The organism is Stenotrophomonas sp. GD03654 (genome assembly GCF_029845105.1).
In the GTDB taxonomy this organism is placed as follows: Bacteria; Pseudomonadota; Gammaproteobacteria; order Xanthomonadales; family Xanthomonadaceae; genus Stenotrophomonas; species Stenotrophomonas africana.
This window is the reverse complement of the sequence record NZ_JAOCLC010000020.1, coordinates 37,137-60,838: the sequence shown is the minus strand read 5'-3', so window position 1 is coordinate 60,838 and position 23,702 is coordinate 37,137. Positions and strand designations below refer to the sequence as shown.

Annotated in this window: 25 protein-coding genes; 22 read left to right on the top strand and 3 right to left on the bottom strand. The window is 66.5% G+C overall.

Features of this window, described 5'->3' with window-relative positions; genetic code table 11:
* The first annotated feature begins 5 nt into the window (after positions 1–5).
* The 5 genes from eno to truD are packed head-to-tail and all read left to right on the top strand — an operon-like array spanning position 6 to position 3,911.
* On the top strand, positions 6–1,298 hold the full coding sequence (gene eno, locus N5J73_RS09835) for a phosphopyruvate hydratase (RefSeq protein WP_053442798.1): 1,293 nt from the start codon (positions 6–8) through the stop codon (positions 1,296–1,298).
* A 4-nt stretch (positions 1,299–1,302) separates the two neighbouring features.
* Entirely contained in the window at positions 1,303–1,656 is a 354-nt protein-coding gene (gene ftsB / locus N5J73_RS09830) for a cell division protein FtsB (protein ID WP_049447762.1), read from the top strand.
* Positions 1,653–2,351: a 2-C-methyl-D-erythritol 4-phosphate cytidylyltransferase gene (gene ispD, locus N5J73_RS09825; RefSeq protein WP_049447761.1), complete on the top strand. Its 699-nt coding sequence runs from the start codon at positions 1,653–1,655 to the stop codon at positions 2,349–2,351. Before ftsB ends, ispD begins: the two co-directional genes overlap by 4 nt.
* 34 nt (positions 2,352–2,385) lie before the next feature.
* A complete protein-coding gene (gene ispF, locus N5J73_RS09820) occupies positions 2,386–2,883 on the top strand; it encodes a 2-C-methyl-D-erythritol 2,4-cyclodiphosphate synthase (RefSeq protein WP_005409005.1) in 498 nt (165 codons plus the stop codon).
* The gene (gene truD / locus N5J73_RS09815) at positions 2,880–3,911 is read left to right on the top strand and encodes a tRNA pseudouridine(13) synthase TruD (RefSeq protein WP_049447760.1); all 1,032 of its coding nucleotides are present in this window, start codon (positions 2,880–2,882) and stop codon (positions 3,909–3,911) included. The genes ispF and truD overlap by 4 nt, the downstream gene beginning before the upstream one ends.
* 69 nt (positions 3,912–3,980) lie before the next feature.
* Here the strand turns inward: truD and N5J73_RS09810 are convergent, their stop codons facing one another.
* Positions 3,981–4,520, bottom strand: a complete 540-nt coding sequence (locus N5J73_RS09810) for a Smr/MutS family protein (protein WP_049447759.1) — start codon at positions 4,518–4,520, stop codon at positions 3,981–3,983.
* A gap of 209 nt (positions 4,521–4,729) precedes the next feature.
* Between N5J73_RS09810 and surE the strand changes: the two genes are divergently transcribed.
* From surE to N5J73_RS09790, 4 genes are read left to right on the top strand one after another with little or no spacing between them, the layout of a single operon-like run.
* Positions 4,730–5,509, top strand: a complete 780-nt coding sequence (gene surE / locus N5J73_RS09805) for a 5'/3'-nucleotidase SurE (RefSeq protein ID WP_010485979.1) — start codon at positions 4,730–4,732, stop codon at positions 5,507–5,509.
* On the top strand, positions 5,506–6,183 hold the full coding sequence (locus N5J73_RS09800) for a protein-L-isoaspartate(D-aspartate) O-methyltransferase (protein WP_010485977.1): 678 nt from the start codon (positions 5,506–5,508) through the stop codon (positions 6,181–6,183). The genes surE and N5J73_RS09800 overlap by 4 nt, the downstream gene beginning before the upstream one ends.
* A gap of 18 nt (positions 6,184–6,201) precedes the next feature.
* Positions 6,202–6,816 carry a YqaA family protein gene (locus N5J73_RS09795; protein WP_005409010.1) on the top strand — a complete coding sequence of 205 codons (615 nt, stop codon included), beginning with the start codon at positions 6,202–6,204 and terminating at the stop codon, positions 6,814–6,816.
* The gene (locus N5J73_RS09790; RefSeq protein ID WP_049447758.1) at positions 6,813–7,598 is read left to right on the top strand and encodes a peptidoglycan DD-metalloendopeptidase family protein; all 786 of its coding nucleotides are present in this window, start codon (positions 6,813–6,815) and stop codon (positions 7,596–7,598) included. The genes N5J73_RS09795 and N5J73_RS09790 overlap by 4 nt, the downstream gene beginning before the upstream one ends.
* A 321-nt stretch (positions 7,599–7,919) precedes the next feature.
* On the opposite strand, the gene N5J73_RS09785 is transcribed toward N5J73_RS09790, so the two are convergent.
* Together N5J73_RS09785 and yhbY are read right to left on the bottom strand one after the other, a co-directional pair.
* Positions 7,920–8,294 carry an Mth938-like domain-containing protein gene (locus N5J73_RS09785; protein ID WP_012510659.1) on the bottom strand — a complete coding sequence of 125 codons (375 nt, stop codon included), beginning with the start codon at positions 8,292–8,294 and terminating at the stop codon, positions 7,920–7,922.
* A 13-nt stretch (positions 8,295–8,307) separates the two neighbouring features.
* Positions 8,308–8,613, bottom strand: a complete 306-nt coding sequence (gene yhbY, locus N5J73_RS09780; protein ID WP_049447757.1) for a ribosome assembly RNA-binding protein YhbY — start codon at positions 8,611–8,613, stop codon at positions 8,308–8,310.
* Positions 8,614–8,678: 65 nt separating this feature from the next.
* On the opposite strand from yhbY, the gene rlmE reads away from it, so the two are divergent.
* From rlmE to alaS, 13 genes are all read left to right on the top strand, one after another.
* Positions 8,679–9,311 (top strand): 23S rRNA (uridine(2552)-2'-O)-methyltransferase RlmE, encoded by a 633-nt coding sequence (gene rlmE / locus N5J73_RS09775; RefSeq protein WP_005409014.1) that lies wholly within the window; start codon positions 8,679–8,681, stop codon positions 9,309–9,311.
* A gap of 69 nt (positions 9,312–9,380) precedes the next feature.
* The gene (ftsH, locus tag N5J73_RS09770; RefSeq protein WP_010485966.1) at positions 9,381–11,315 is read left to right on the top strand and encodes an ATP-dependent zinc metalloprotease FtsH; all 1,935 of its coding nucleotides are present in this window, start codon (positions 9,381–9,383) and stop codon (positions 11,313–11,315) included.
* Between the two features lie 102 nt (positions 11,316–11,417).
* The gene (locus N5J73_RS09765) at positions 11,418–11,600 is read left to right on the top strand and encodes a hypothetical protein (RefSeq protein ID WP_049447756.1); all 183 of its coding nucleotides are present in this window, start codon (positions 11,418–11,420) and stop codon (positions 11,598–11,600) included.
* Between the two features lie 650 nt (positions 11,601–12,250).
* Positions 12,251–13,147, top strand: a complete 897-nt coding sequence (folP, locus tag N5J73_RS09760) for a dihydropteroate synthase (RefSeq protein WP_049449556.1) — start codon at positions 12,251–12,253, stop codon at positions 13,145–13,147.
* Positions 13,147–14,100, top strand: a complete 954-nt coding sequence (gene miaA / locus N5J73_RS09755) for a tRNA (adenosine(37)-N6)-dimethylallyltransferase MiaA (protein ID WP_049449559.1) — start codon at positions 13,147–13,149, stop codon at positions 14,098–14,100. Before folP ends, miaA begins: the two co-directional genes overlap by 1 nt.
* A gap of 96 nt (positions 14,101–14,196) precedes the next feature.
* On the top strand, positions 14,197–14,472 hold the full coding sequence (gene hfq, locus N5J73_RS09750; RefSeq protein ID WP_004152891.1) for an RNA chaperone Hfq: 276 nt from the start codon (positions 14,197–14,199) through the stop codon (positions 14,470–14,472).
* A 14-nt stretch (positions 14,473–14,486) separates the two neighbouring features.
* Positions 14,487–15,797 (top strand): ribosome rescue GTPase HflX, encoded by a 1,311-nt coding sequence (gene hflX, locus N5J73_RS09745; RefSeq protein WP_005412934.1) that lies wholly within the window; start codon positions 14,487–14,489, stop codon positions 15,795–15,797.
* A 122-nt stretch (positions 15,798–15,919) separates the two neighbouring features.
* Positions 15,920–16,414, top strand: coding sequence for a nicotinamide-nucleotide amidohydrolase family protein (locus N5J73_RS09740; protein ID WP_010484249.1), 495 nt, complete (start codon positions 15,920–15,922; stop codon positions 16,412–16,414).
* Positions 16,415–16,448: 34 nt separating this feature from the next.
* Complete coding sequence (ubiB, locus tag N5J73_RS09735; protein WP_049449609.1) at positions 16,449–18,131, top strand: 2-polyprenylphenol 6-hydroxylase; 1,683 nt, start codon at positions 16,449–16,451, stop codon at positions 18,129–18,131.
* Between the two features lie 197 nt (positions 18,132–18,328).
* Positions 18,329–18,964 (top strand): transcriptional repressor LexA, encoded by a 636-nt coding sequence (gene lexA, locus N5J73_RS09730; protein ID WP_005412936.1) that lies wholly within the window; start codon positions 18,329–18,331, stop codon positions 18,962–18,964.
* Positions 18,965–19,168: 204 nt separating this feature from the next.
* Complete coding sequence (gene recA, locus N5J73_RS09725; RefSeq protein ID WP_049449560.1) at positions 19,169–20,206, top strand: recombinase RecA; 1,038 nt, start codon at positions 19,169–19,171, stop codon at positions 20,204–20,206.
* 110 nt (positions 20,207–20,316) lie between these two features.
* Positions 20,317–20,808 carry a recombination regulator RecX gene (recX, locus tag N5J73_RS09720; protein ID WP_049449562.1) on the top strand — a complete coding sequence of 164 codons (492 nt, stop codon included), beginning with the start codon at positions 20,317–20,319 and terminating at the stop codon, positions 20,806–20,808.
* A 109-nt stretch (positions 20,809–20,917) separates the two neighbouring features.
* Positions 20,918–23,566: an alanine--tRNA ligase gene (gene alaS, locus N5J73_RS09715; protein WP_049449565.1), complete on the top strand. Its 2,649-nt coding sequence runs from the start codon at positions 20,918–20,920 to the stop codon at positions 23,564–23,566.
* The last annotated feature ends 136 nt before the right edge of the window (positions 23,567–23,702 follow it).

Here is a 23,702-nt window from a genome sequence, read left to right as displayed (position 1 = left end):
CGACCATGAGTACGATCCGCAGCATCCACGCCCGTGAAATCCTCGACAGCCGTGGCAACCCCACGCTGGAAGCCGAAGTCATCCTGGAGGACGGTTCGTTCGGTCGTGCCGCGGTTCCCTCCGGCGCCTCGACCGGCACCAAGGAAGCGGTCGAGCTGCGTGATGGCGACAAGACCCGTTATCTGGGCAAGGGCGTGCGCAAGGCCGTCGATAACGTCAACACCACGATTGCCGCCGCGCTGAAGGGTTTTGAAGCCACCGACCAGGCCGGCCTCGACCGTCGCCTGATCGATCTTGATGGCACCGAGAACAAGGGCCGCCTGGGCGCCAACGCACTGCTGGGTGTTTCGATGGCCGCCGCGCACGCCGCCGCCGCATCGAACAAGCAGGCGCTGTGGCAGTACCTGGCCGCCAAGACCGGCGTTACCCCGTCGCTGCCGGTGCCGATGATGAACATCATCAACGGCGGTGCGCATGCCGACAACAACGTGGACTTCCAGGAGTTCATGGTGCTGCCGGTCGGCTTCACCTCGTTCTCTGAAGCGCTGCGTGCCGGTACCGAAATCTTCCATTCGCTGAAGTCGGTGCTGAAGGGCCACGGCCTGAGCACGGCGGTGGGCGACGAAGGTGGCTTCGCGCCGGACTTCCGCAGCAACGTTGAAGCGCTGGACACCATCCTCGAGGCGATCGGCAAGGCCGGCTACACCGCCGGTGAAGACGTGCTGCTGGGCCTGGACGTGGCCTCCAGCGAATTCTTCGAGAACGGCAAGTACAACCTGGTCGGCGAGAACAAGCGCCTGACCTCCGAGCAGTTCGTCGACTTCCTCGCCGACTGGGCCGCGCAGTACCCGATCATCACGATTGAAGACGGCCTGGCCGAGAACGACTGGGCTGGCTGGAAGCTGCTGACCGACCGCATCGGCAAGAAGGTGCAGCTGGTCGGTGACGACCTGTTCGTGACCAACCCGAAGATCTTCCAGGAAGGCATCGACTCGGGCACCGCCAACGCGATCCTGATCAAGGTCAACCAGATCGGCACCCTGAGCGAAACCCTCGAAGCGATCGCCATGGCCGACCGCGCTGGCTACGCCGCCGTGGTCTCGCACCGTTCGGGCGAAACCGAAGACACCACCATTGCCGACATCGCAGTGGCCACCACCGCCACCCAGATCAAGACCGGCTCGCTGTGCCGCAGCGATCGCGTGGCCAAGTACAACCAGCTGCTGCGCATCGAGGAAGCCCTCGGCGCCGGCGCGCGTTACGCCGGTCGTGACGCGTTCGTTTCGCTGAAGCGCTGAGCCGATGCGCGACTGGCGCTGGATGCTGCTGGTGCTGGCCCTGCTGCTGGGCTGGCTGCAGTACCGCTTCTGGTTCGGTCCGGGCAATTCGGGCGAAGTGATGATGCTCGAAGCCCAGGTCGCCAACCAGGAGCGGGACAATGAGGGTCTGCAGCAGCGCAACGATGCGCTGGCTGCCGAAGTGAAGGACCTCAAGGAAGGCCAGTCCGCCATCGAGGAACGCGCACGCAGCGAGCTGGGCATGATCAAGCCCGGCGAGAAGTTCTACCGCGTGGTCGAGGATGCGCCGGTCCAACCGGTGCAGCCTGCCGCTGGCGTCAGTGCCCAGGCCGGCGAACACCCGGCAGACGTGCCATGAGCGCGGCGATCTGGGTGGTGGTTCCGGCCGCCGGCCGTGGTGCCCGCTTCGGTGCGCCGCTGCCCAAGCAGTACCTGCAGGCAGGTGGGCAGATCCTGCTCGCCCATACCCTGGATGCACTGCTGGCGCACCCGGCCGTGGCCGGTGCGATGGTGGTGATCGGCCAGGACGACGCCGACTGGCCAGGCTGGAACGAGTGGGCGGGCAAGCCGGTGCTGACCTGCATCGGTGGCGCGACCCGTGCCGCTTCGGTGCTGGCTGGTCTGCAGGCGCTGCCGGACTCGGTGCGCGCCGATGAGTTCGTGCTGGTCCACGATGCGGCGCGGCCGAACCTGTCGCTGGCCGATCTCGGCCGCCTGCTTGAAGTCGGTCGTACCGACCCGGTCGGGGCGATCCTGGCCGCACCGGTGCGTGACACACTCAAGCGCGCTGGCGATGACGGTGGCATCGATGGCACCGAGCCGCGCGAGCGCCTGTGGCGTGCACTGACCCCACAGCTGTTCCGCCGCCACCAGCTCAGCCGCGCGCTGTCCGACGCCGCGGCCGCCGGTGTTGAAGTCACCGACGAGGCCATGGCCATGGAGCGCCAGGGCCAGCGCCCGCTGCTGGTGGAAGGCAGCGAGGACAACTTCAAGGTCACCACCCCGGCCGATCTGGACCGGTTCGAATTCGTACTTTCCCGCCGCGCCGACTGACCGTCCGCGCGGCCCTGCTGCAAGGGTTGCATCCATGAGCACCGCACCGTTCCCGCCCGTCCGCATCGGCCAGGGCTACGACGTCCATGCCTTCGGTGAAGGCGATCACATCATGCTCGGCGGCGTGAACGTGCCGCACAGCTGCGGCGTGCTCGCGCACAGCGATGGCGACGTGATCCTGCACGCCCTCTGCGATGCGATGCTCGGCGCGCTGGCGCTGGGTGACATCGGCCAGCATTTCCCGCCGAGTGACGACCGCTGGAAGGGCGCCGACAGCAGCGATTTCGTGCGCCACTGCGACAGCCTGCTGCGCGAGCGCGGCTGGCGCGTCGGCAACACCGACATCACCGTGATCTGCGAGCGTCCGAAGGTCGGCCCGCATGCGCTGGCCATGCGTGAGCGTATCGGTGGGTTGCTGCAGCTGCCGCTGGATGCGGTCAGCGTCAAGGCCACAACGTCGGAGAAGCTGGGCTTCACCGGCCGTGGCGAAGGCATCGCTGCACAGGCCGTTGTGCTGCTGGTGGCGGCATGATTCCGCTGCCGTTGGCGTTTGGTGCGCCGTTGTTGACGGCGCGCATCCGCACCACGCCGGACGATTTCCAGGTTGACGAGCTGCCGGCCTTCGAGGCCACCGGTGAAGGCGAGCACCTGCTGCTGCACATCCGCAAGCGCGGCGCCAACACCGTGCATGTGGCCAAGGTGCTGGCCAAGTGGGCGGGCCTGCCGGAAATGGCAGTGAGCTACGCCGGCATGAAAGACCGCCACGCGGTCACTACCCAGCGTTTCAGCGTGCACCTGCCCAAGCGCGTCGCGCCGGACCTGGCCGAGCTGGCCAGTGACGAGATCGAAGTGCTCGAAGCCACCTGGCACAACCGCAAGCTGCAGCGTGGCGCACTGGCCGGCAACCGCTTCAAGCTGGTGCTGCGCGAAGTGCAGGGCGATGCCGCAGCAATCAGCGAACGCCTGCAGCAGATTGCCGAGCGCGGCTTGCCGAACTGGTTCGGCGAGCAGCGCTTTGGCCGCGACGGCGGCAATGTGCCGGCGGCACTGGCGATGTTCGGTGGCCGCCGCATGCGCAAGGACCAGCGTTCGCTGCTGCTGTCAGTTGCCCGCTCGGCGCTGTTCAATCGGGTGCTGGCCGCGCGCGTGGAGCAGGGCAACTGGGATCAGCCGCTTGAAGGTGAAGTGTGGATGCTCGATGGCAGCCGCAGCGTGTTCGGACCCGAGCCGTACACCGATGTCCTGGCCGAGCGCCTGGCGCGTTTCGACATCCATCCCAGCGCGCCGCTGTGGGGCGAAGGCGAGCTGCGCAGCACCGATGCGGCACGCGAGCTGGAGCTGGCCGCGCTGGACGACGAAGAGTCGAAGGCACTGCGGGCCGGCCTGGAAGACGCGCGCCTGAAGCAGGAGCGCCGCGCGCTGCGCCTGCGCCCGGCGCTGCTGCAGCACCAATGGTTGGCCGATGACGTGCTGGAGCTATCGTTCGCGCTGCCACCGGGTTGCTACGCCACCGCCGTGCTGCACGAGCTCGGCCCGGTCGAAGACGCCTCGCAGGCCTGACAGAAAAAGGGGACGGAGGGAATTAAGTCGTTTGTGCCACAAACGACTTAATTCCCTCCGTCCCCTTTTTCATCTACGTGCAAGCAGCACCAGCATCGCACCGGTACCGCCTTGCCCGGTTGGCGCCGAGTGGAACGCCAGCACATCATTGCGCAGCCGCAGCAGGCGGTCGACCAGGTTCTTCAGTACCGGCGCACCGCCATCGGACTGCAATCCCTTGCCGTGGATGATGCGCACGCAGCCATAGTCGTGTGCATGCGCTTCCAGCAGGAACTGGCGCAGCAGTGTCTCCGCCTGCGACGCGGTGGCGCCGTGCAGGTCCAGTTCGTCCTGCACCGAGTACTGGCCACGCTTCAGCCGCTGGAACATGCGAGGTGGGAGGTTGTCGCGGCGATAGCTGGCCACGTCGCCGGCTTCCAGTGGCGTGCTGTCGCGCAGCAGCCGTGCGAACTCGCCGGCGGCTTCGGCCTCGTCACGTTCGGCCATGCGCGCGCGCGGCTTCGGCCGGGGCGCAGCCGGTGCCGGCTCGGCATCCTTGCGCAGCGGCGTCACTTCGCCGATGGCCGCACGGAACAATGCGGCCGGGTCTTCGTCTTCAGGGTGCGACATGCGCACAGGGTAAACCGCCGGCGCAGGTCTGCCTATGACGGTTCGATGTCGGCCGTGACCGCCGGCAGGGTAGGACCGGCGGCTCGCATGCGGCACAATAGACGATGCCCTTGCAGGGTCGACGGCTTCCGCAGGGAAGTACGACGGTCCCGCCCACACTGCACGGTGATGGAATCGAATTCTTGGAAAATCAAGCGGTTAAATCGAAGATGCGAATCCTGGTCAGTAACGACGATGGCGTCGACGCCGCAGGCATCCGGATGCTTGCTTCGGTGTTGCGTGAGGCCGGTCACGAAGTCACGGTGGTCGCGCCCGACCGCGATCGTTCCGGCGCCAGCAATTCGCTGACCCTCGACCTGCCGATCCGCCTCAAGCGCATCGACCATTACACCGTCTCGGTGGCCGGCACCCCGACCGACTGCGTGCACCTGGCGCTGACCGGGCTGCTCGAGTTCGAACCCGATATTGTCGTGTCCGGCATCAACAATGCCGCCAACCTCGGCGATGACGTGATCTATTCCGGCACCGTCTCGGCGGCGATGGAAGGTCGCTTCCTCGGCCTGCCGGCGGTGGCGGTCTCGCTGGTTACCCGCAACCATGATCCGAAGCACTTCGAGACCGCCGCGCGCGCCGCGGTGGAGATCGTCGCCCGGCTCAAGGCCGATCCGTTGCCGGCTGACACCATCCTCAACGTCAACGTGCCTGACCTGCCGTGGAGCGAAGTCAAGGGCTTCGAGGTCACCCGCCTGGGCAACCGCCATCGCGCCGAAGGCTGCATCGCGCAGAAGGATCCGCGCGGCAACGAGGTGTACTGGATCGGCCCGGCCGGTCGTGAGCAGGACTCCGGCCCCGGCACCGATTTCCATGCGGTGCGCACCGGCCACATCTCGATCACCCCGATCCAGGTCGACCTGACCCGTTACCAGGCACTGGAGAAGGTGGCCAGCTGGGTCGGCGGCCTCAGTGCCGCGCTGGACCAGCCAGCATGAGCCCACGCCTGCGCCTGCAACCGGAAGCCGTCGGTATCGGCATGACCTCGCAGCGCGTGCGTGACCGCCTGGTCGACCGCCTTCGCGAAGCCGGGATTGTCGACGAGCCGACCTTGAACGCGATCCGGGTGGTGCCGCGCCATCTGTTCATCGACGAGGCACTGGCCTCGCGTGCGTATGAAGACACCGCGCTGCCGATCGGCCACGGCCAGACCATCTCGCAACCCTGGGTGGTCGCGCGGATGACCGAGGCGGTGCTCCAGGTCGCGCCGAAGCGGGTGCTGGAAGTCGGCACCGGATCCGGTTACCAGGCCGCCATCCTCGGTGCGCTGGGCCTGGAGGTCTACACCGTGGAGCGCATCGGTGACCTGCTGCGCCAGGCGCGCAAGCGCTTCCGTGCGCTGGGCATGAACATCCGCACCAAGCATGACGACGGCCGCGTCGGCTGGGCCGAGCACGGACCGTTCGATGCCATCGTGGTCACTGCGGCGGCGCCGGCACTGGTCGACGCCCTGATCGAGCAGCTCGCCGAGGGCGGCCGCCTGGTGGCGCCGGTCGGTGGCCCAGGGGCGCAGTCGCTGGTACAGCTGGACCGCAAGGCCGACGGCAGCATCGAACAACACGTGTTGGCGCCGGTCACGTTCGTGCCGCTGCTGTCTGGCATGCTCGACTAATCCACGGAGCAGGGTTGCATGAAGATTTTCGGGCCGCTGTACGAGCGGGCGATGAAGTGGGCGGCGCACGAACGCGCGCCGACCTACCTGACGGTGTTGAGCTTCTTCGAGGCGATCATCTTCCCGGTGATGCCGGAGGTGATGCTGGCACCGATGTGCGTGGCCCAGCCCAAGCGCGGCTGGTGGTTCGCCACCCTCAGCCTGGCCGGCTCGATGGTCGGCGCGCTGATTGGCTATGCACTGGGTCATTACGCCTTCGAAGCGATCAAGCCGTTGTTCGAAGCACTGGGCATGCTGCCGGCCATCGAGCAGGGCATCACCACCGTGCAGGCGAAGATGGCCGAGTCGCCGTGGGCGGTGTTCACCTTCCTGGTGCTGGGCGGATTCATGCCCATCCCGATGAAGGTCTTCACGTGGGCATCGGGTATCGTCGGCGTACCGATGCCGCAGTACCTGCTGAGCATGCTGATCGGTCGCGGCAAGCGCGTATTCGTGCTGGCTGCGGTCATCCGTATCGGTGGTGCGCGTGCTGAAGCGGCACTGCGTCGCTGGATTGAACCGCTGGGCTGGATCGCCACCGCGTTGGTGGTGGTGCTGATTGCCTGGCTTGTATGGAGGTCGAAGTTCGCATGAGTCCTGATCGTCTGAGCAAAGGAGTGCGCATCGGCGCGCTGGCGTTGCTGGTTTCCACCCTGGCCGCCTGCGGTACCGCGACTGTGGTTCGTCCTGGTGGTGGCAGCACCGCGGGTGGTGTGACCACGCCGAAGACCTCGGTGCCCAAGCCCGGGCAGACCGTGGTGGTGCGCAAGGGCGACACCATCTATGCGCTGGCCCGCATCCATGACATCACCCCGGCCGACCTGATTGCCTGGAACAGCCTGGACAACCCCTCGACCATCCATCCGGGGCAGGTGATCCGGCTGTATCCGGCCGGTGCCAGCGCCGGCCGCGCGCCGACCACGGTGGTGACCGCGCCGCGTTCCGGTGCCAGCAGTGGCGGCAGCACCACACCGGCCCCGGCGCCGGTGGGACCGGTGAAGAGCAACATCGCCTGGCGGTGGCCGGCTGACGGCGCCATCGTTGGTCGCTACGTGGCCGGTGACGCGACCAAGCAGGGCGTGGACATCGCCGGCACCAGCGGCCAGGCGGTCAAGGCCACCGCCAATGGCGTGGTGGTGTATTCCGGTGCCGGTCTGGTCGGCTACGGAGAGCTGATCATCATCAAGCACAGCGACCAGTGGTTGTCGGCCTATGGCCACAACCGCAAGCGCCTGGTGAATGAAGGGCAGAGCGTGAAGGCTGGCGAGCAGATCGCCGAAATGGGCCGTACCGGTGCGAACCGCGACATGGTGCACTTCGAGATCCGCTACAACGGCAAGCCGGTAGACCCGCAGCAGTACCTGCCGGCACGCTGATCGTCGATTCATAATCCGGGCGGATCCCCGGCCCGGCGCAGCGCGCCGGGCGTTCGCCGACGGTGCGGCCCATGGGCCGCAAACACCGCCGGCTCACCCGCTACAACGGCAAGCCGGTCGACCCGCAGCAGTACCTGCCGGCGCGCTGATCGCGTGTGATCGAGTAGGTAGCGCCGGGCCAGGCCCGGCGTGCTTCACCTGTACAGCCGGGCCATGCTCGGCTGCTCTTCGCCGGTAAACGACGACGCCCGAGCATGGGCTCGGGCGCTACAGGCTACGTGAGATCCAGGGGAGCGCCGTACCATGGCCGGCAGCGCCGCTTCAGCCTTCCAGAATGAAAGCAGCCGCGACCTTGCGGCCTTCGCCCGCCAGGATGTTGAAGGTGCGCGCGGCGGCTGGATTGTTCATCACTTCCAGGCCGATGCCGCGCGACAGGCAGGCGGCCATCACCACCGCCGGCGGGAACACCTGACGGTCACCCGTGCCGAGCACGATCAGCGCCGGGTTCAGCGCCAGGATCGGCTCCAGGTCAGCCAGCTGCAGCGCAGTGGCGCTCACCACCGGCCATTGCGTGACCAGCTGGTCCGGGGTCAGGAAGAAACTGCTGCCCAGTACCTGGTCATTCACCTTGGCCGAGCGGCCATCGGCGGCACGCAGGCTGTAGGCGTAATCTGGCGGTTCGTGGTTCAGCTGCATGGCGGTAGGGCGATCAGCCGCGCGGCAGCACGATCTGGCGCTGTTCCTTGCTCGGGCGGTACAGCACGGCGACGTGGCCGATGCGCTGCACCAGCGCGCTTTCGGTGGATTCGACGATCTCGCCGATCATCACGTCACGGGCGTCGCGGTCTTCGGCAGCGACCTTCACCTTGACCAGCTCGTGGCGCTCCAGCACTTCGTTCAGCTCAGCGATGAAGGCCGGGGTCACGCCCTTGCCGCCGGTCTGCAGCAGGGCCTTCAGGTCGTGGGCTTGGCCGCGCAGGAAACGGGTCTGGGAGGCGGTCAGGGCGATGGACATGCAGGAAAACACGGTTGAATGGGGCGATCAGGGTATCATGAGGACCCCATCAGCCCCTATTTTCAATGGCTACCCGCAGCAAAAGCAGCCAGCGCTGGCTCAAGGAACACTTCTCCGACCCCTTCGTGAAGAAGGCCCAGGCCGAAGGCATGCGCTCGCGCGCCGCCTACAAGCTCGAAGAGCTGCTGGAACGTGACCGGTTGCTGAAGCCGCACATGGTGGTGGTCGACTTGGGCGCCGCCCCAGGCGGCTGGTCTCAGCAGGTGCGGAGACAGATCGGCGACACCGGTCGCGTGCTGGCGCTGGACATCCTGGACATGCCGCCGCTGGCTGGCGTGGAGTTCCTTCATGGTGACTTCAGGGAAGAAGCCGTCCTATCACAGTTTGAAGCCATGCTCGGGGATCAGCCGGTAGACCTTGTGCTGTCGGACATGGCCCCCAATAAGAGTGGTGTAGGCGCGGTCGACCAGCCGCGGATGATGCACCTGGCGGAGCTGGCCCTGGATTTTGCCGACAACCACCTGAAGACCGGTGGGGCGTTCCTGATCAAGCTGTTCCAGGGCGAAGGCTTTGACGACTACGTGCGTGACATGCGCCGCCGGTACGACAAGGTCTCCATCCGCAAGCCGGAAGCCTCGCGCAAGCGCTCTCCCGAGGTGTATGCCTTGGGTCAGGGAAAACGCGCCCACATGAAGTAAGCTCGCAACGTACGCAAGTTCGACCCCAACGCAACGCCAGCACTGAGAGGAACACCGGAGCCAATGAGGATGAACGACTTGACCAAGAACCTCCTGCTATGGGTGGTCGTCGCCGTCGTGCTGATGGTGGTCTTCCAGAGCTTCTCGCCGAAGTCCTCCGGGGCCGGCGCGCAGGGCGCGTCGTACTCGCAGTTCCTGGACCAGGTGGACAGCGGCAACGTGCAGAAGGTCGCCTTTGGCGGCGACATGCGCGGCGGCACCAGCCAGCTGACCTACACCACCCGCGGTGGGCAGTCGTCCACCATCACCGCGCCGTTCGATCGTGACCTGATCAACGTGCTGCGTACCAAGAACGTGGAGATCGTGCAGGAGGAGCCGTCCAGCGGCATTTCCCTCGGCGCGATCCTGATGAATTTCCTGCCGGTCATCCTGATCATCGGCTTCTGGTTGTTCATCATGCGCCAGATGCAGGGCGGTGGCGGTGGTGCCAAGGGCGCGATGTCCTTCGGCAAGTCGCGCGCCAAGCTGCAGGGCGAAGACCAGATCAAGGTCACCTTCGCCGACGTCGCCGGCTGCGACGAGGCCAAGGAAGAAGTGGGCGAACTGGTCGACTTCCTGCGCGACCCGTCCAAGTTCACCAAGCTGGGCGGCAAGATCCCGCGCGGCGTGCTGATGGTGGGCCCGCCGGGTACCGGCAAGACGCTGCTGGCCAAGGCCATCGCCGGCGAGGCCAAGGTGCCGTTCTTCTCGATCTCCGGTTCGGACTTCGTGGAAATGTTCGTCGGCGTCGGCGCCAGCCGCGTACGCGACATGTTCGAGCAGGCCAAGAAGCACGCGCCGTGCATCATCTTCATCGACGAAATCGACGCCGTCGGTCGCCACCGTGGTGCCGGCCTGGGCGGCGGTCACGACGAGCGCGAGCAGACCCTGAACCAGCTGCTGGTCGAGATGGACGGTTTTGAAGGCGGCGAAGGCGTGATCGTGATCGCCGCGACCAACCGTCCTGACGTGCTGGACCCGGCACTGCTGCGCCCGGGCCGCTTCGACCGCCAGGTCGTGGTCGGCCTGCCGGACGTGAAGGGCCGCGAGCACATCCTGAAGGTCCACATGCGCAAGCTGCCGCTGGCCGACGACGTCGAGCCGATGGTGATCGCGCGTGGTACTCCGGGCTTCTCCGGTGCCGACCTGGCCAACCTCTGCAACGAGGCCGCCCTGTTCGCTGCGCGTGGCAACGAGAAGGAAGTCCGCATGGATCACTTCGACCGTGCCCGCGACAAGATCCTGATGGGTGCCGAGCGCCGCTCGATGGCCATGAGCGAAGAAGAGAAGACCCTCACCGCCTACCACGAAGCCGGTCACGCCATCGTCGGCCGTCTGGTGCCCGAGCATGACCCGGTCTACAAGGTCACCATCATTCCGCGCGGTCGTGCGCTGGGTGTGACCATGTACCTGCCGGAAGGCGACAAGTACTCGATGAACCGCGTGGCGATCAAGTCGCAGCTGTGCTCGCTGTACGGTGGCCGCGTGGCCGAGGAGCTGATCTTCGGTGCCGACAAGGTCACCACCGGTGCCTCCAACGACATCGAACGCGCCACCAAGATGGCCCGCAACATGGTCACCAAGTGGGGCCTGTCCGACCAGCTCGGCCCGATCGCGTATGGCGAAGAGGACGACGAGGTGTTCCTGGGCCGTTCGGTCACCCAGCACAAGAGCGTGTCCAACGACACTGCGCGCCGCATCGACGAGGAAGTGCGCAACATCCTCGACGAGGCATACGCACGCACCACCGAGCTGATGACCGCCAACCTGGACAAGCTGCACGCGATGTCCCAGCTGCTGCTGCAGTACGAAACCATCGACGCGCCGCAGATCGACGCCATCATGGAAGGCCGCGATCCACCGCCGCCGGCCGGCTGGAACAAGTCGAACAAGGATGGTGGCAACGACAAGGGCGGCGACGCCCGTCCGCTGCCGCCGATCGCGGGCCCGGCCGAATCGCACTGACGGCCCGCTGCACGTGACACCAGACGAGGCCGGGGCAACCCGGCTTCGTCGTTTCCGGGCCACTGGCCCATCCCGAAGAACCCAACTGACGCTGGAGCCCGCATGTCCGCCCCGAAGCCCGAACCGATTTCCCACACTGCCGAAATGGTCATCGCCACCGTGGTCGGCGTGGGTGTGGGCCTGGGCGCCGACAACCTGCTGCTGGGCTGCGTGGTGGGTATCGGTGTCGGCATCGTGCTGAGCATTGCCAAGACCCTGTACGTGGACCGCAAGCGCCGCCGTTGAGTGGTGTCGGCAGGGCTGCGCCCTGCACCTGCTACGAGCCAGAGCAACAGCAACAGCGGTATTCCATGATTTGGCGGGGCGGTGTCGGAGTGCGGGGACGCTGCAAGTACGTCCCTGTAAGCTTGGCAGCCGCTTGCTCGTGTGCGCTGTCCTGCGCACACGGCAAGACCGGGGTTGGGCATCCAGCCCAACCCGCCCGAGGCATGCCTCGGGCCCATGCGGCTGACACCCCGCCCTCCGACACCGTCCCACCTTTGACAGTTTCCTGGTGCTGTTGGTAGGTGTCGACCTTGGTCGACACGTAGATCCACGCCATGCATGGATGAATCTCCATCTAAATCGAACATCTCGATATCCGGGAGACCTGAGCCGAGCATGGCTCGGCTCTACAGAAAACAAGGCCCGACAGATCGCGGAAATCTGTCGAAGGCGGGGTGGGTCCGGTTGCGGGGGCGTGAGCCGCATGGATGCGGCGACCGAGCTTACACGGACGTACTTGCAGCGGCCCCCGCAACCGGACCCACCCCGCCTACCCTCAGGAAACCAGCTTCTGCTGTTGCTTGGGTTTTTGCTGTGGCCGTTGCCTCTGCGGGTGCAGGGCGCCGCCCTGCCGAACTAAACTACCCGCCGTTGTCCCAACAGGATTACCGATGTTCGATACCTCGCCCCAGCTCGATTGCGCCGGTCGCATCCTGCGCCTCGACCGTGCCCGGGTCATGGGCATCGTCAACGTCACTCCGGACTCGTTCTCCGATGGTGGCGCGCACGACACCACCGAGGCCGCGGTCGCTCATGGCCTCAAGCTGGTCGAGGAAGGCGCCGATCTGCTGGATATCGGCGGCGAATCGACCCGCCCGGGCGCTGCGCCGGTATCGGTGGAGGAGGAGCTGCGCCGGGTGATTCCGGTGATCGAGCAGCTGGCGGCCCGTACCCAGGTGCCGATCAGCATCGACACCTTCAAGCCGGAAGTGATGCGCGCGGCCGTGGCGGCTGGCGCCGGCATGATCAATGACATCTACGGCCTGCGTCAGGAAGGGGCGCTGGACGCCGCCGCTGCAACCGGCGTGCCGGTGGTGCTGATGCACATGCAGGGCGAGCCAGGCCACATGCAGGCCGATCCACATTACGACGACGTGGTCGCCGAGGTGCACGGCTTCCTGGTCCAGCGCCTGTTCGCTGCCGAGATGGCGGGCATTGCGAAGAAGAACCTGCTGATCGATCTCGGTTTCGGTTTCGGCAAAACCACTGCCCACAACATGACCCTGCTGGCACGCTCCGAGCGCTTCCTGGAGCTGGGCGTGCCGATGCTGGCTGGCCTGTCGCGCAAGCGCAGCCTGGGCGAACTGACCGGTCGCGACACACCGTCCGAGCGCGTGGCCGCGTCGGTGGCCGCGCACCTGATCGCGGTGCAGCGCGGCGCACGCATCGTACGCGTGCATGACGTAGCCGCCACCGTCGATGCGCTGAAGATCTGGCAGGCGGTCGAGGCCGTGCCGACGCCGCGTGCCGATGCCACGCCGACGATCCGCTGGCCGGACGAAGACTGATGGGCATCGACCGGCGGCCACTGGCGATCGCCGTGATGGGGCCGACCGCCAGTGGCAAGACCGCCACCGCGATCGCTCTGGCACAGCAGCTGGATGGCGAAATCGTCAGCGTCGATTCGGCGCTGGTATACCGCCACCTGGATATCGGCTCGGCCAAGCCGGATGCGGCCGAGCGTGCGCAGGCGCCGCACCATCTGCTGGACCTGCGCGATCCGTGGCAGACCTACTCGGCAGCCGAATTCGCCGTCGATGCCGGCCGGGTCGTTGCCGACATCGTGGCGCGCGGCAAGATGCCGATCCTGGCCGGCGGCACGGGTCTTTATTTCCGGGCGCTGCTGCAGGGTCTGTCGCCGATGCCGGAGGCCGATCCGGCGACGCGCGAAGCGCTCAGCGCCGAGGCGGCCGAACGCGGCTGGGCAGCACTGCACGCTGAGCTGGCCAAGGTCGACCCGGCCGCCGCCGCACGCATCCATGCCACCGACCCCCAGCGCATCCAGCGCGCGCTGGAGGTCTATCGCCTGACCGGTACCCCCATCACTGAATGGCAGCGTCGACCGGGCGTGGCGCCGTTGCCGGTACGCACGCTCAAGCTGATCCTGGCGCCGCGTGACCGCGCGGTGCTTCACCAGCGTATCGAGGCGCGCTTCGACGCCATGCTGGTACAGGGCTTTCTGGATGAGGTGCGGGCATTGCGCGCGATGCCGGAAATGGTCGCCGTGGAGGCGCCGCTGGACCTGCCGGCAGTGCGCGCGGTCGGCTATCGCCAGGCCTGGGAGTATCTGGGCGGGGAGGGCGATGCCGCCCGCTTCCGGGACAAGGCGATCTTCGCCACCCGGCAGCTGGCCAAGCGCCAGCTGACCTGGCTGCGCGGCGAACTTGATGCGCGCTGGTTCGACCCCCATATCGACCACGAGCGCCTTGCCGGCGCGGTGTCGACCTTCGTCGCACGCTGAACCCCCGCCAGCCGTGTAACATCATCGTTCGGCGGGCGGCTCGGGGGCCGTGGCAACCGTCGGCAACCCAATAAGAACAATAATCAGGAGTGTGCAATGTCCAAGGGGCAATCGCTGCAGGATCCTTTCTTGAACGCACTGCGGCGCGAGCGCGTGCCGGTTTCGGTGTACCTGGTCAACGGCATCAAGCTGCAGGGCACGATCGAGTCGTTCGACCAGTTCGTCGTCCTGCTGCGCAATACGGTCAGTCAGATGGTCTACAAGCACGCCATTTCCACGGTCGTTCCGGCACGCAACGTGAAGGTCGGTCCGGGCGGTGGTTACGTGCAGTCGGGTGAAGGTGGTCAGGCAGGTGATGAAGCAGACGAGTAATACCGGAGCGGTGAATGTTTGACCGCTCGAAAAAGGGCGAACACGCCCTGTTGATCCAGCCCCATTTCGGCAAGCTGGAAGACGATGTGCTGGAAGAATTCGGTGATCTGGCCCGCTCGGCTGGGGCCAGCATCGCCGCGACGATCACCGCACGCCTGGACCGTCCGAATCCGTCGACCCTGATCGGCAGCGGCAAGCTGGACGAGATCAAGGCTGCGGCCGACGCCAGCGGTGCCGACCTGATCCTGGTCAACCATGCGTTGAGCCCGGGCCAGGAACGCAACCTGGAACGCTTCCTCGAGCGCCGGGTGATCGACCGTACCGGCCTGATCCTGGACATCTTCGCCCAGCGTGCGCACAGCCACGAGGGCAAGCTGCAGGTCGAGCTGGCGCAGCTGCGCCACCTGGCCACGCGGCTGGTGCGCGGCTGGACCCATCTGGAGCGCCAGCGCGGTGGTTCCATCGGCCTGCGTGGCCCGGGTGAAACCCAGCTGGAAACCGACCGCCGCCTGCTGCAGAAGCGGGTCGAGCAGCTGCAGAAGCGCCTGGAAAAGGTGGAGGTGCAGCGCACCCAGATGCGGCGCGCGCGCGTGCGCAGCGAACTGCCGCGCGTGGCCCTGGTGGGCTACACCAACGCCGGCAAGTCGACCCTGTTCAATGCCATGACCGGGGCCGAGGCGTATGCCGCCGACCAGCTGTTCGCAACGCTGGACCCGACCGTGCGACGCATTGCGGTGCCCGGGGGCAACGTGGTGCTGGCCGATACCGTCGGCTTCGTCCGCGATCTGCCGCATGATCTGGTCGCCGCGTTCCGCTCGACCCTGTCCGAGGCGCGCGAGGCTGACTTCCTGCTGCACGTGGTCGACGCTGCTGATCCGCACCGCGAGGAGCGCATCGCCCAGGTGGACGAGGTACTGACCGCGGTCGGTGCCGGTGACCTGCCGCAGCTGCTGGTGTTCAACAAGATCGACCGCATCGACGGTGCCGACGTCCGCCACGATGGCCAGGACGGTATCCCGGATGAGTCGCGTCGCGAGCGGGTGTGGATTTCCGCGCGTGACGGGCAGGGCCTGGAGCTGCTGCAGGCGGTGCTGGGCAAGCGCCTGGGCCTGCAGCATGTCACCGGCGAACTGCGCCTGCCGCCGGATGCCGGCCGCCTGCGTGCGCGCCTGCACCAGTTGGAAGTGATCCGCAGCGAGCAGGCCGATGAAGACGGCTGGCTGCTGCAGGTCGATCTGCCGATCGCCGAAGCCGAAAAGCTGGCCGCCAGTGCCGACGGTGCGCCGATCCGGGCGCTGCTGCCGGAGAAGCTGCCGGAGTGGTGAGCTAGCGGCCGATACCGGGTAGTGCCGGCCGCTGGCCGGCAACGCAGCCGCGCCGGAGGGGCGCGACATCCGCCTGTCATCTGCGGTACAACGTGCAGGTTCTTCACCCCACCGTCATGCCGATGTCCATTCCCACCGACGCTGAACTCAATGCCCAGTCCGCCGCGCTCGGGCAGCGCCTGCAGCAGGCCTCGCTGCAGCTGGTGACCGCTGAAAGCTGCAGTGGTGGCTGGATCGCCAAGTGCATGACCGATATCGCCGGTTCCTCGGCGTTCTTCGACTGCGGCATGGTGGTGTACAGCTACGAGGCCAAGCAGCGCCTGCTGGGTGTGCGCGCGCAGACCCTGGAGCAGTTCGGTGCGGTCAGCCGCGAAACCGTGCTGGAGATGGTGTCCGGCGCACTGGTCAATTCCGGTGCCGGCATCGCCGTGGCGGTGACCGGCATCGCCGGTCCTGGCGGTGGCAGCCCGGACAAGCCGGTCGGCAGTGTCTGGATCGGCTGGAAGCGGCGCGGCGGCTACGCCCGCGCCGAGCTGTTCCAGTTCGATGGCGACCGCGAAGCCATCCGCCGGCAAACCGTGGCAGCGGCATTGCGCGGTATCGACGCCCAGCTGTGACATGCTGCTCCGGTAATCGTCCGGAGCACGCATGATGTGGGAAACGCTGGGCACGGTCCGTGACCTGGGCCGACTGCAGGAAATTGCCGTCGTCCTGATCCGCTACGGCTTCGGTGACGTGGTGCGGCGCATCGGCCTGGCCAGCACGCTGGAGCGGGCAGGGCGCCTGCTGCACTGGAACGAGGAGCGGCAGGAACTGCTGCGGATGACCGCGCCGGTGCGTGTGCGCAGCGCGATGCAGGATCTTGGCCCGACCTTCGTCAAGCTTGGGCAGGTGCTGGCAACGCGTGTCGACCTGTTGCCGCCGGAATGGATCGCCGAGCTTTCTGAACTGCAGAACGCGGTGCCGGCGCTGCCGTATGCGGATATCCGCGAGCAGCTTGAGGCCGACCTTGGCGCATCGCCTGCAGAGGTGTTCGCGTTCCTCGATAAAACCCCGATGGCTGCCGCCTCGCTGGCGCAGGCCCATCGCGCGCGCTTGCATGATGGTCGCGAGGTGGTGCTGAAGGTGCGGCGCCCCGGCATCCGCGATGTGGTCGAGGCCGACCTGCGTCTGCTGGCCCGCCTGGCCGAGATCGTTGAAGCGCGACTGCCGGACCTGCGTCGTTACCGCCCGGCCGAAGTCGTGCAGCAGTTCACCGTGTCGCTGCGCCGCGAGCTGGATTTCGCTGCCGAATGCCGCAATGCCGAGCGCATCGCGCGCAACTTCAGCGGCCGTGACGACATACTGATTCCGAAGGTGCACTGGCAGTGGACCTGCGAAAGCCTGAACGTGCAGGACTTCGTCGACGGCATTCCCGGGCGTGACCTGGCTGGCGTCGACGCGGCAGGACTGGACCGGCGCGAACTGGCGCGGCGCGGTGCGGACATCGTGCTGAAGATGGTGCTGGAGGACGGCAGCTTCCACGCCGATCCGCACCCGGGCAACATCATCTATCTACGTGATGGCCGCATCGGCGTGATTGATTTCGGCATGGTCGGCGCCTTGTCGGAAGTCCGGCGTTTCCAGGTGGCGCAGCTGCTGCACGGGCTGGTCGAGCAGGACCCGCAGGGCGTGGCCGACGTGCTGCTGGACTGGGCCGGCGGTGTTGAGGTGGACGAGAACCGGCTGCAGCACGACATCAGCCAGTTCGTCGACCAGTACCGTGGCGTGCCGCTGAAGGACCTGCGCATCGGCCTGATGCTGGGCGACATCACCCAGCTGCTGCGCAGCTACAGCCTGACCCTGCCGGCTGACCTGGCGCTGATGATCAAGGCGTTCCTGACCCTGGAAGGCATGGGCCGGCAGCTGGACCCGGATTTCGACATGGCCAGCGCCGCGCGCCCGTTCCTGGAGCGGGTGGTGCTGCAGCGCTATGCGCCCAAGGCGCTGCTCAAGCGCGGCCGCCGCAGCCTGCTGGGCCTGGTCGACTTCGCCGGTGAGCTTCCCCGCGACCTGCGCAAGCTGGTGCAGGCGGCGCGCCGGGGACGCCTGCAGTTGAAGGTGGAAACCACGGCGCTGCAGGGCTTTGGCGAACAGGTGAACCGCGCAGCGAACCGGTTGGTGATGGGCATCGTCACTGCTGCGCTGATCATCGGTTCCTCGATCGTGATGCACAGCGTCGGCGGCGTCTCCAGCCGCTGGCTGCTGGCGCTGGGCGTCTGCGGCTTCATCGGCGCCGGCTTCTGCGGCGTGTGGATCCTGTTCTCGATATGGAGAAGCGGTAAGCACACGTGAGTGTGTTTACCGCGGAATCGCGCAGCGATTCCTGTAGAGCCGACTGTTAGTCGGCCGCGGTTGCATTTGCTTTTGCTTTGCTGCCCGGCCGGGCGTTAGTGCGCTTGCCGAGCATGCCTCGGCCCAACAGGGCCCGCATCACCCCCTATCGTCCCCGGCACTTGCGGTCTCGTCAGTTAGTAGTAATACTACTAACCATGGACCTGACCGACACCCAGCAGGCGATCCTGCAGTTGATCGCCGAGCGTATCGAGAGCGAAGGCGCACCGCCGTCGCAGACTGAAATCGCACGTGCGTTCGGCTTCAAGGGCGTGCGCGCGGCTCAGTACCACCTGGAAGCCCTGGAGCAGGCCGGTGCGATCCGTCGCATCCCTGGCCAGGCCCGCGGTATCCGCCTGGTGCAGGCGCCGCCCGTCGAAAAGCTGGCCGAGCCGGGCCTGCCGGACAGCGTGTTGCGCCTGCCGGTTCTCGGCCGGGTTGCGGCCGGCCTGCCGATCGGCGCCGACATCGGCTCGGACGATTTCGTGGTGCTGGACCGGGTGTTCTTCTCGCCGGCGCCGGACTACCTGCTGAAGGTGCAGGGCGATTCGATGATCGATGAGGGCATCTTCGACGGTGACCTGATCGGCGTCCATCGCACCCGCGACGCCCATTCCGGCCAGATCGTGGTGGCGCGCATCGATGACGAGATCACCGTCAAGCTGCTGAAGATCGCCAAGGATCGTATCCGCCTGCTGCCGCGTAATCCCGACTACAAGCCGATCGAAGTGCTGCCGGATCAGGATTTCGCGATCGAAGGCCTCTATTGCGGCCTGCTGCGACCCAATCGTTGACCCGTTCCATAGCGCATTACCCCGCGGTCTTTTGTGGCGATTCTCTGGTTCCACTGAGGTTGGTACGGATGTCCGATAATTCTTTTCAGAGCGCCGGGCAGAATCTCAGCCTGTGCGATACATCCGACTTAAAGTGAGCCCATGGCAAAGAAGACCCCCAAAGACAGCACTTCCAACGACACGACCTCTGCAAGGACCAATCCGATGGACGAGAACAAGAAGCGCGCCCTCGCTGCAGCTCTGGGCCAGATCGAAAAGCAGTTCGGCAAGGGCTCGGTGATGCGCATGGGCGACCGCGTGGTTGAGCCCGTCGAGGCTATCCCGACCGGTTCGCTGATGCTCGACATCGCACTGGGCATTGGCGGTCTGCCGAAGGGCCGTGTCGTTGAAATCTACGGGCCGGAATCCTCGGGCAAGACCACGCTGACCCTGCAGGCCATCGCCGAATGCCAGAAGATGGGCGGCACTGCGGCCTTCATCGATGCCGAGCACGCGCTGGACCCGATCTACGCCGCCAAGCTGGGCGTGAACGTGGACGACCTGCTGCTGTCGCAGCCGGATACCGGTGAGCAGGCGCTGGAAATCGCCGACATGCTGGTCCGTTCGGGTTCGGTCGACATCCTGGTGATCGACTCGGTCGCCGCGCTGACCCCGAAGGCTGAAATCGAAGGCGAGATGGGCGATCAGCTGCCGGGCCTGCAGGCCCGCCTGATGAGCCAGGCGCTGCGCAAGCTGACCGGCAACATCAAGCGCTCCAACACCCTGGTGGTCTTCATCAACCAGCTGCGCATGAAGATCGGTGTGATGATGCCTGGCCAGAGCCCGGAAACCACCACCGGTGGCAACGCGCTGAAGTTCTACGCCTCGGTCCGCCTGGACATCCGTCGCATCGGCGCGATCAAGAAGGGCGACGAGATCATCGGCAACCAGACCAAGATCAAGGTCGTCAAGAACAAGCTGGCGCCTCCGTTCAAGCAGGTCATCACCGAGATCCTGTACGGCGAGGGCATCAGCCGCGAAGGCGAGCTGATCGACATGGGTGTGGATGCCAAGCTGGTCGAGAAGGCCGGCGCCTGGTACAGCTACGGTGAGGAGCGCATCGGCCAGGGCAAGGATAATGCCCGCGGTTACCTGCGCGACAACCCGACGGTTGCCGCGAAGCTCGAAGCCGAGCTGCGCGAGAAGTTCCAGCCGACCGAAGCCACCCGTGAGGAAGGCGACGACGAAGGCGACGACGAATAAGGCTTGCTGTGGGGCAGGGTGGCGCCGTCAGTGACGTCGCCCTGTCCCGCAGGTTCGAATCGCCCAGGGATGGGCAGGGCGCCACGGACGGCGCCACCCTTGGAGCACCGATGTCCGACGCCGACGACATTCCCACCGGCCGCAAACGCCGGTCGCGCGAGCAGACGCCCGTGCAACGAGCGCTGGGCCTGCTGGTCCGCCGCGAGCACTCGCGCAAGGAACTCACCCGCAAGCTGACCGCTCGTGGCATCGAAGACGAGGCTGCGCAGGCGGCTGTCGCCAAGCTGACCGAGGCCGGCTGGCAGGACGACACCCGTTTTGCCGAAAATCTGGTGAGGATGCGCGCCAACACCGGCTATGGGCCGATCCATGTCCGCGCCGAGCTGGGGACCCACGGCCTGGACAGCGCCGCGATTGCCGCGGCGATGGACAGCTACGAAGGCGACTGGCAGGAAAACGCCCGTGATCTGGTCCGCCGACGCTTTGGCGAGGCCGGCCCGCAGGACCTGACACAGCGGCGCAAGGCCGCCGATCTGCTGGCCCGACGGGGCTTCGACGGCGACAGCATCCGCCGCGCGACCCGCTACGACCCGGATGACTGAGACTGGCGGCGCCGGGCCTGATACCCTTTAGGTTTTCGGCGGTCCCTCGTGACCCTGGCCAACGCGGCCGGTGGTCCGGGCCCGCCGGCCCGCAGACTGCCAGCCCCCAATGAACGCATCCGCCAAATTCACGACTTCCCAGATCCGCAGCGACTTCCTTGAGTTCTTCAAGGGTAAAGGCCACACCATCGTGCCGTCGGCGCCGCTGGTGCCGGGCAATGATCCGACCCTGCTGTTCACCAACTCCGGCATGGTGCAGTTCAAGGACGTGTTCCTTGGCGCGGAGAAGCGGAGCTACGTGCGCGCGGCCGACGTGCAGCGCTGCCTGCGCGCGGGCGGCAAGCACAACGACCTCGACCAGGTCGGCTACACCGCGCGCCACCACACCTTCTTCGAAATGCTGGGCAACTGGTCGTTCGGCGACTACTTCAAGAAGGACGCGATCGCCTGGGCCTGGGAACTGCTGACCCAGGTCTGGAAGCTGCCGGCCGAACGCCTGCTGGTCACCGTCTACCAGACCGATGACGAAGCCTATGAACTGTGGCGCGACATGGTCGGCGTGCCGGAAGAGCGCATCGTGCGCATCGGCGACAACAAGGGCGCACCGTTCGCCTCGGACAACTTCTGGCAGATGGCCGACACCGGCCCGTGCGGCCCGTGCACCGAGATCTTCTACGACCACGGTGACCATATCGCCGGCGGCCCCCCGGGTTCTCCGGATGAAGACGGCGACCGCTTCATCGAAATCTGGAACCTGGTGTTCATGCAGTTCGACCGCCAGCCGGATGGCACCCTGGTGCCGCTACCGGCACCGTGCGTGGATACCGGCATGGGCCTGGAGCGCCTGGCGGCGATCCTGCAGCACGTGCACACCAACTACGAGATCGACCTGTTCCAGGCCCTGATTCGCAAGGCCAGCGAACTGACCGGCACTGCCGATCTGGAAAACAAGTCGCTGCGCGTGATCGCCGACCACATCCGTGCCTGTTCGTTCCTGATCGTCGATGGCGTGCTGCCGTCAAACGAAGGCCGCGGCTACGTGCTGCGCCGTATCATCCGCCGCGCCCTGCGCCATGGCTGGATGCTGGGCGTGCGCCAGCCGTTCTTCAGCAAGCTGGTGCCGACCCTGGTCGAGCAGATGGGCGAGGCCTATCCGGAACTGCCGGCAGCGGTGGACACCGTCACCCGTGCGCTGCAGGCCGAAGAAGAGCGTTTCGCCGAAACCCTCGACGCCGGCATGAAGATCTTCGAAGACGTCGCGGGCAAGGCCAGTAATGGCGTGATCCCGGGCGTTGACGCGTTCCGCCTGTACGACACCTATGGCTTCCCGCTCGACCTGACCCAGGACATCGCCCGCGAGCGCGACCTGACCGTCGACATTGCCGGCTTCGATGCCGCGATGGAGCAGCAGCGCGAGACCGCGCGTGCGGCCGGCAAGTTCGGTGGTGGCGTGACCCTGCCGGCCGAGCTGGTGGCGACCCTGAGCCCGACCCGGTTCCTCGGTTACGACCGCCTGCAGGCCGACGGCCTGACCGTGCTGGCCCTGCTCAAGGACGGTCGTCCGGTGCAGTCGGTCGAAGCCGGTGACGCAGTCATCGTCATCACCAACCAGACTCCGTTCTACGCCGAGTCCGGCGGCCAGGTCGGCGACACCGGCGTGCTGACCGGCAGCGGCGTGCGCCTGGCGGTGGAAGACACCCAGAAGTTTGCCGGCCAGTTCCACGGCCATGTCGGTATCCTGTCCGAAGGCGGCCTGAAGGTCGGTGATGTGCTGTCTGGCCAGGTCGATGGCGAGCGCCGTGGCGCCACCATCCTCAACCACTCGGCCACCCACCTGTTGCACGCCGCCCTGCGCGAAGTGCTCGGCACCCACGTGCAGCAGAAGGGCTCGCTGGTCGCTCCGGACCGCCTGCGTTTCGACTTCTCGCACTTCCAGCCGATCAGCGCGGAAGAACTGGCCGTGATCGAGCGTAAGGTCAATCAGCAGGTACGCGCCAACAACGCCGCCGAAGTGCACAACATGGGCATGCAGGAAGCGCTGGACTTCGGCGCGATGGCCCTGTTCGGCGAAAAGTACGGCGAGCATGTGCGCGTGCTGAAGATGGGTGACTACTCCACCGAGCTGTGCGGCGGTACCCACGTCAACCGCACCGGCGACATCGGCCTGTTCAAGATCACCTCCGAGGGCGGTGTTTCCGCCGGCGTACGCCGTATCGAAGCGGTCACCGGCCAGGGCGCGCTGGACTACGTGGACGCCGAAGAGGCCCGCCTGGCCGAGGCCGCCGACCTGCTCGGTGGCAGCGCTGCCGACGTGGTCGAGAAGATCCGTGCCCTTGGCCAGCGCCAGAAGCTGCTGGAGCGCGAGCTGGAGGCCGTGAAGGCCAAGGTCGCCGCGGGTGCCACGGCCGACCTGTCCGGCCAGGCTGTCGAGGTTGCCGGCGTGAAGGTGCTGGCTGCCCGCCTGGAGGGCTTCGATGCCAAGGCCCTGCGTGACGCCATGGACCGCCTGAAGCAGCAGCTGGGCGATGCGGTGATCGTGCTGGCCGGTGCCCAGGACGGCAAGGCTGCCCTGGTTGCGGGTGTGAACGGCAGTGCAATGGGCAAGGTCAAGGCCGGGGAACTGTTGTCCCATATCGCCAGTCAGATCGGGGGCAAGGGCGGCGGACGCCCGGACCTCGCCCAGGGTGGTGGCGAGGACGGGCCCGCCCTTGCCACTGCGCTGGCTGCAGTCGTCGAATGGGTCAGCCCCCGCCTGTGATGAACCTGGCCGTCCCCCTCCTTGTAGGAGCGGGACGGCTGACGGTACCATTGCGAATCTTTTCCCTTTGTCGTGGTAGCGCTTCTTGACGGAGCGTCAAGCCGGTGGGGGATACCCTTCCACACGGTTCCATGGA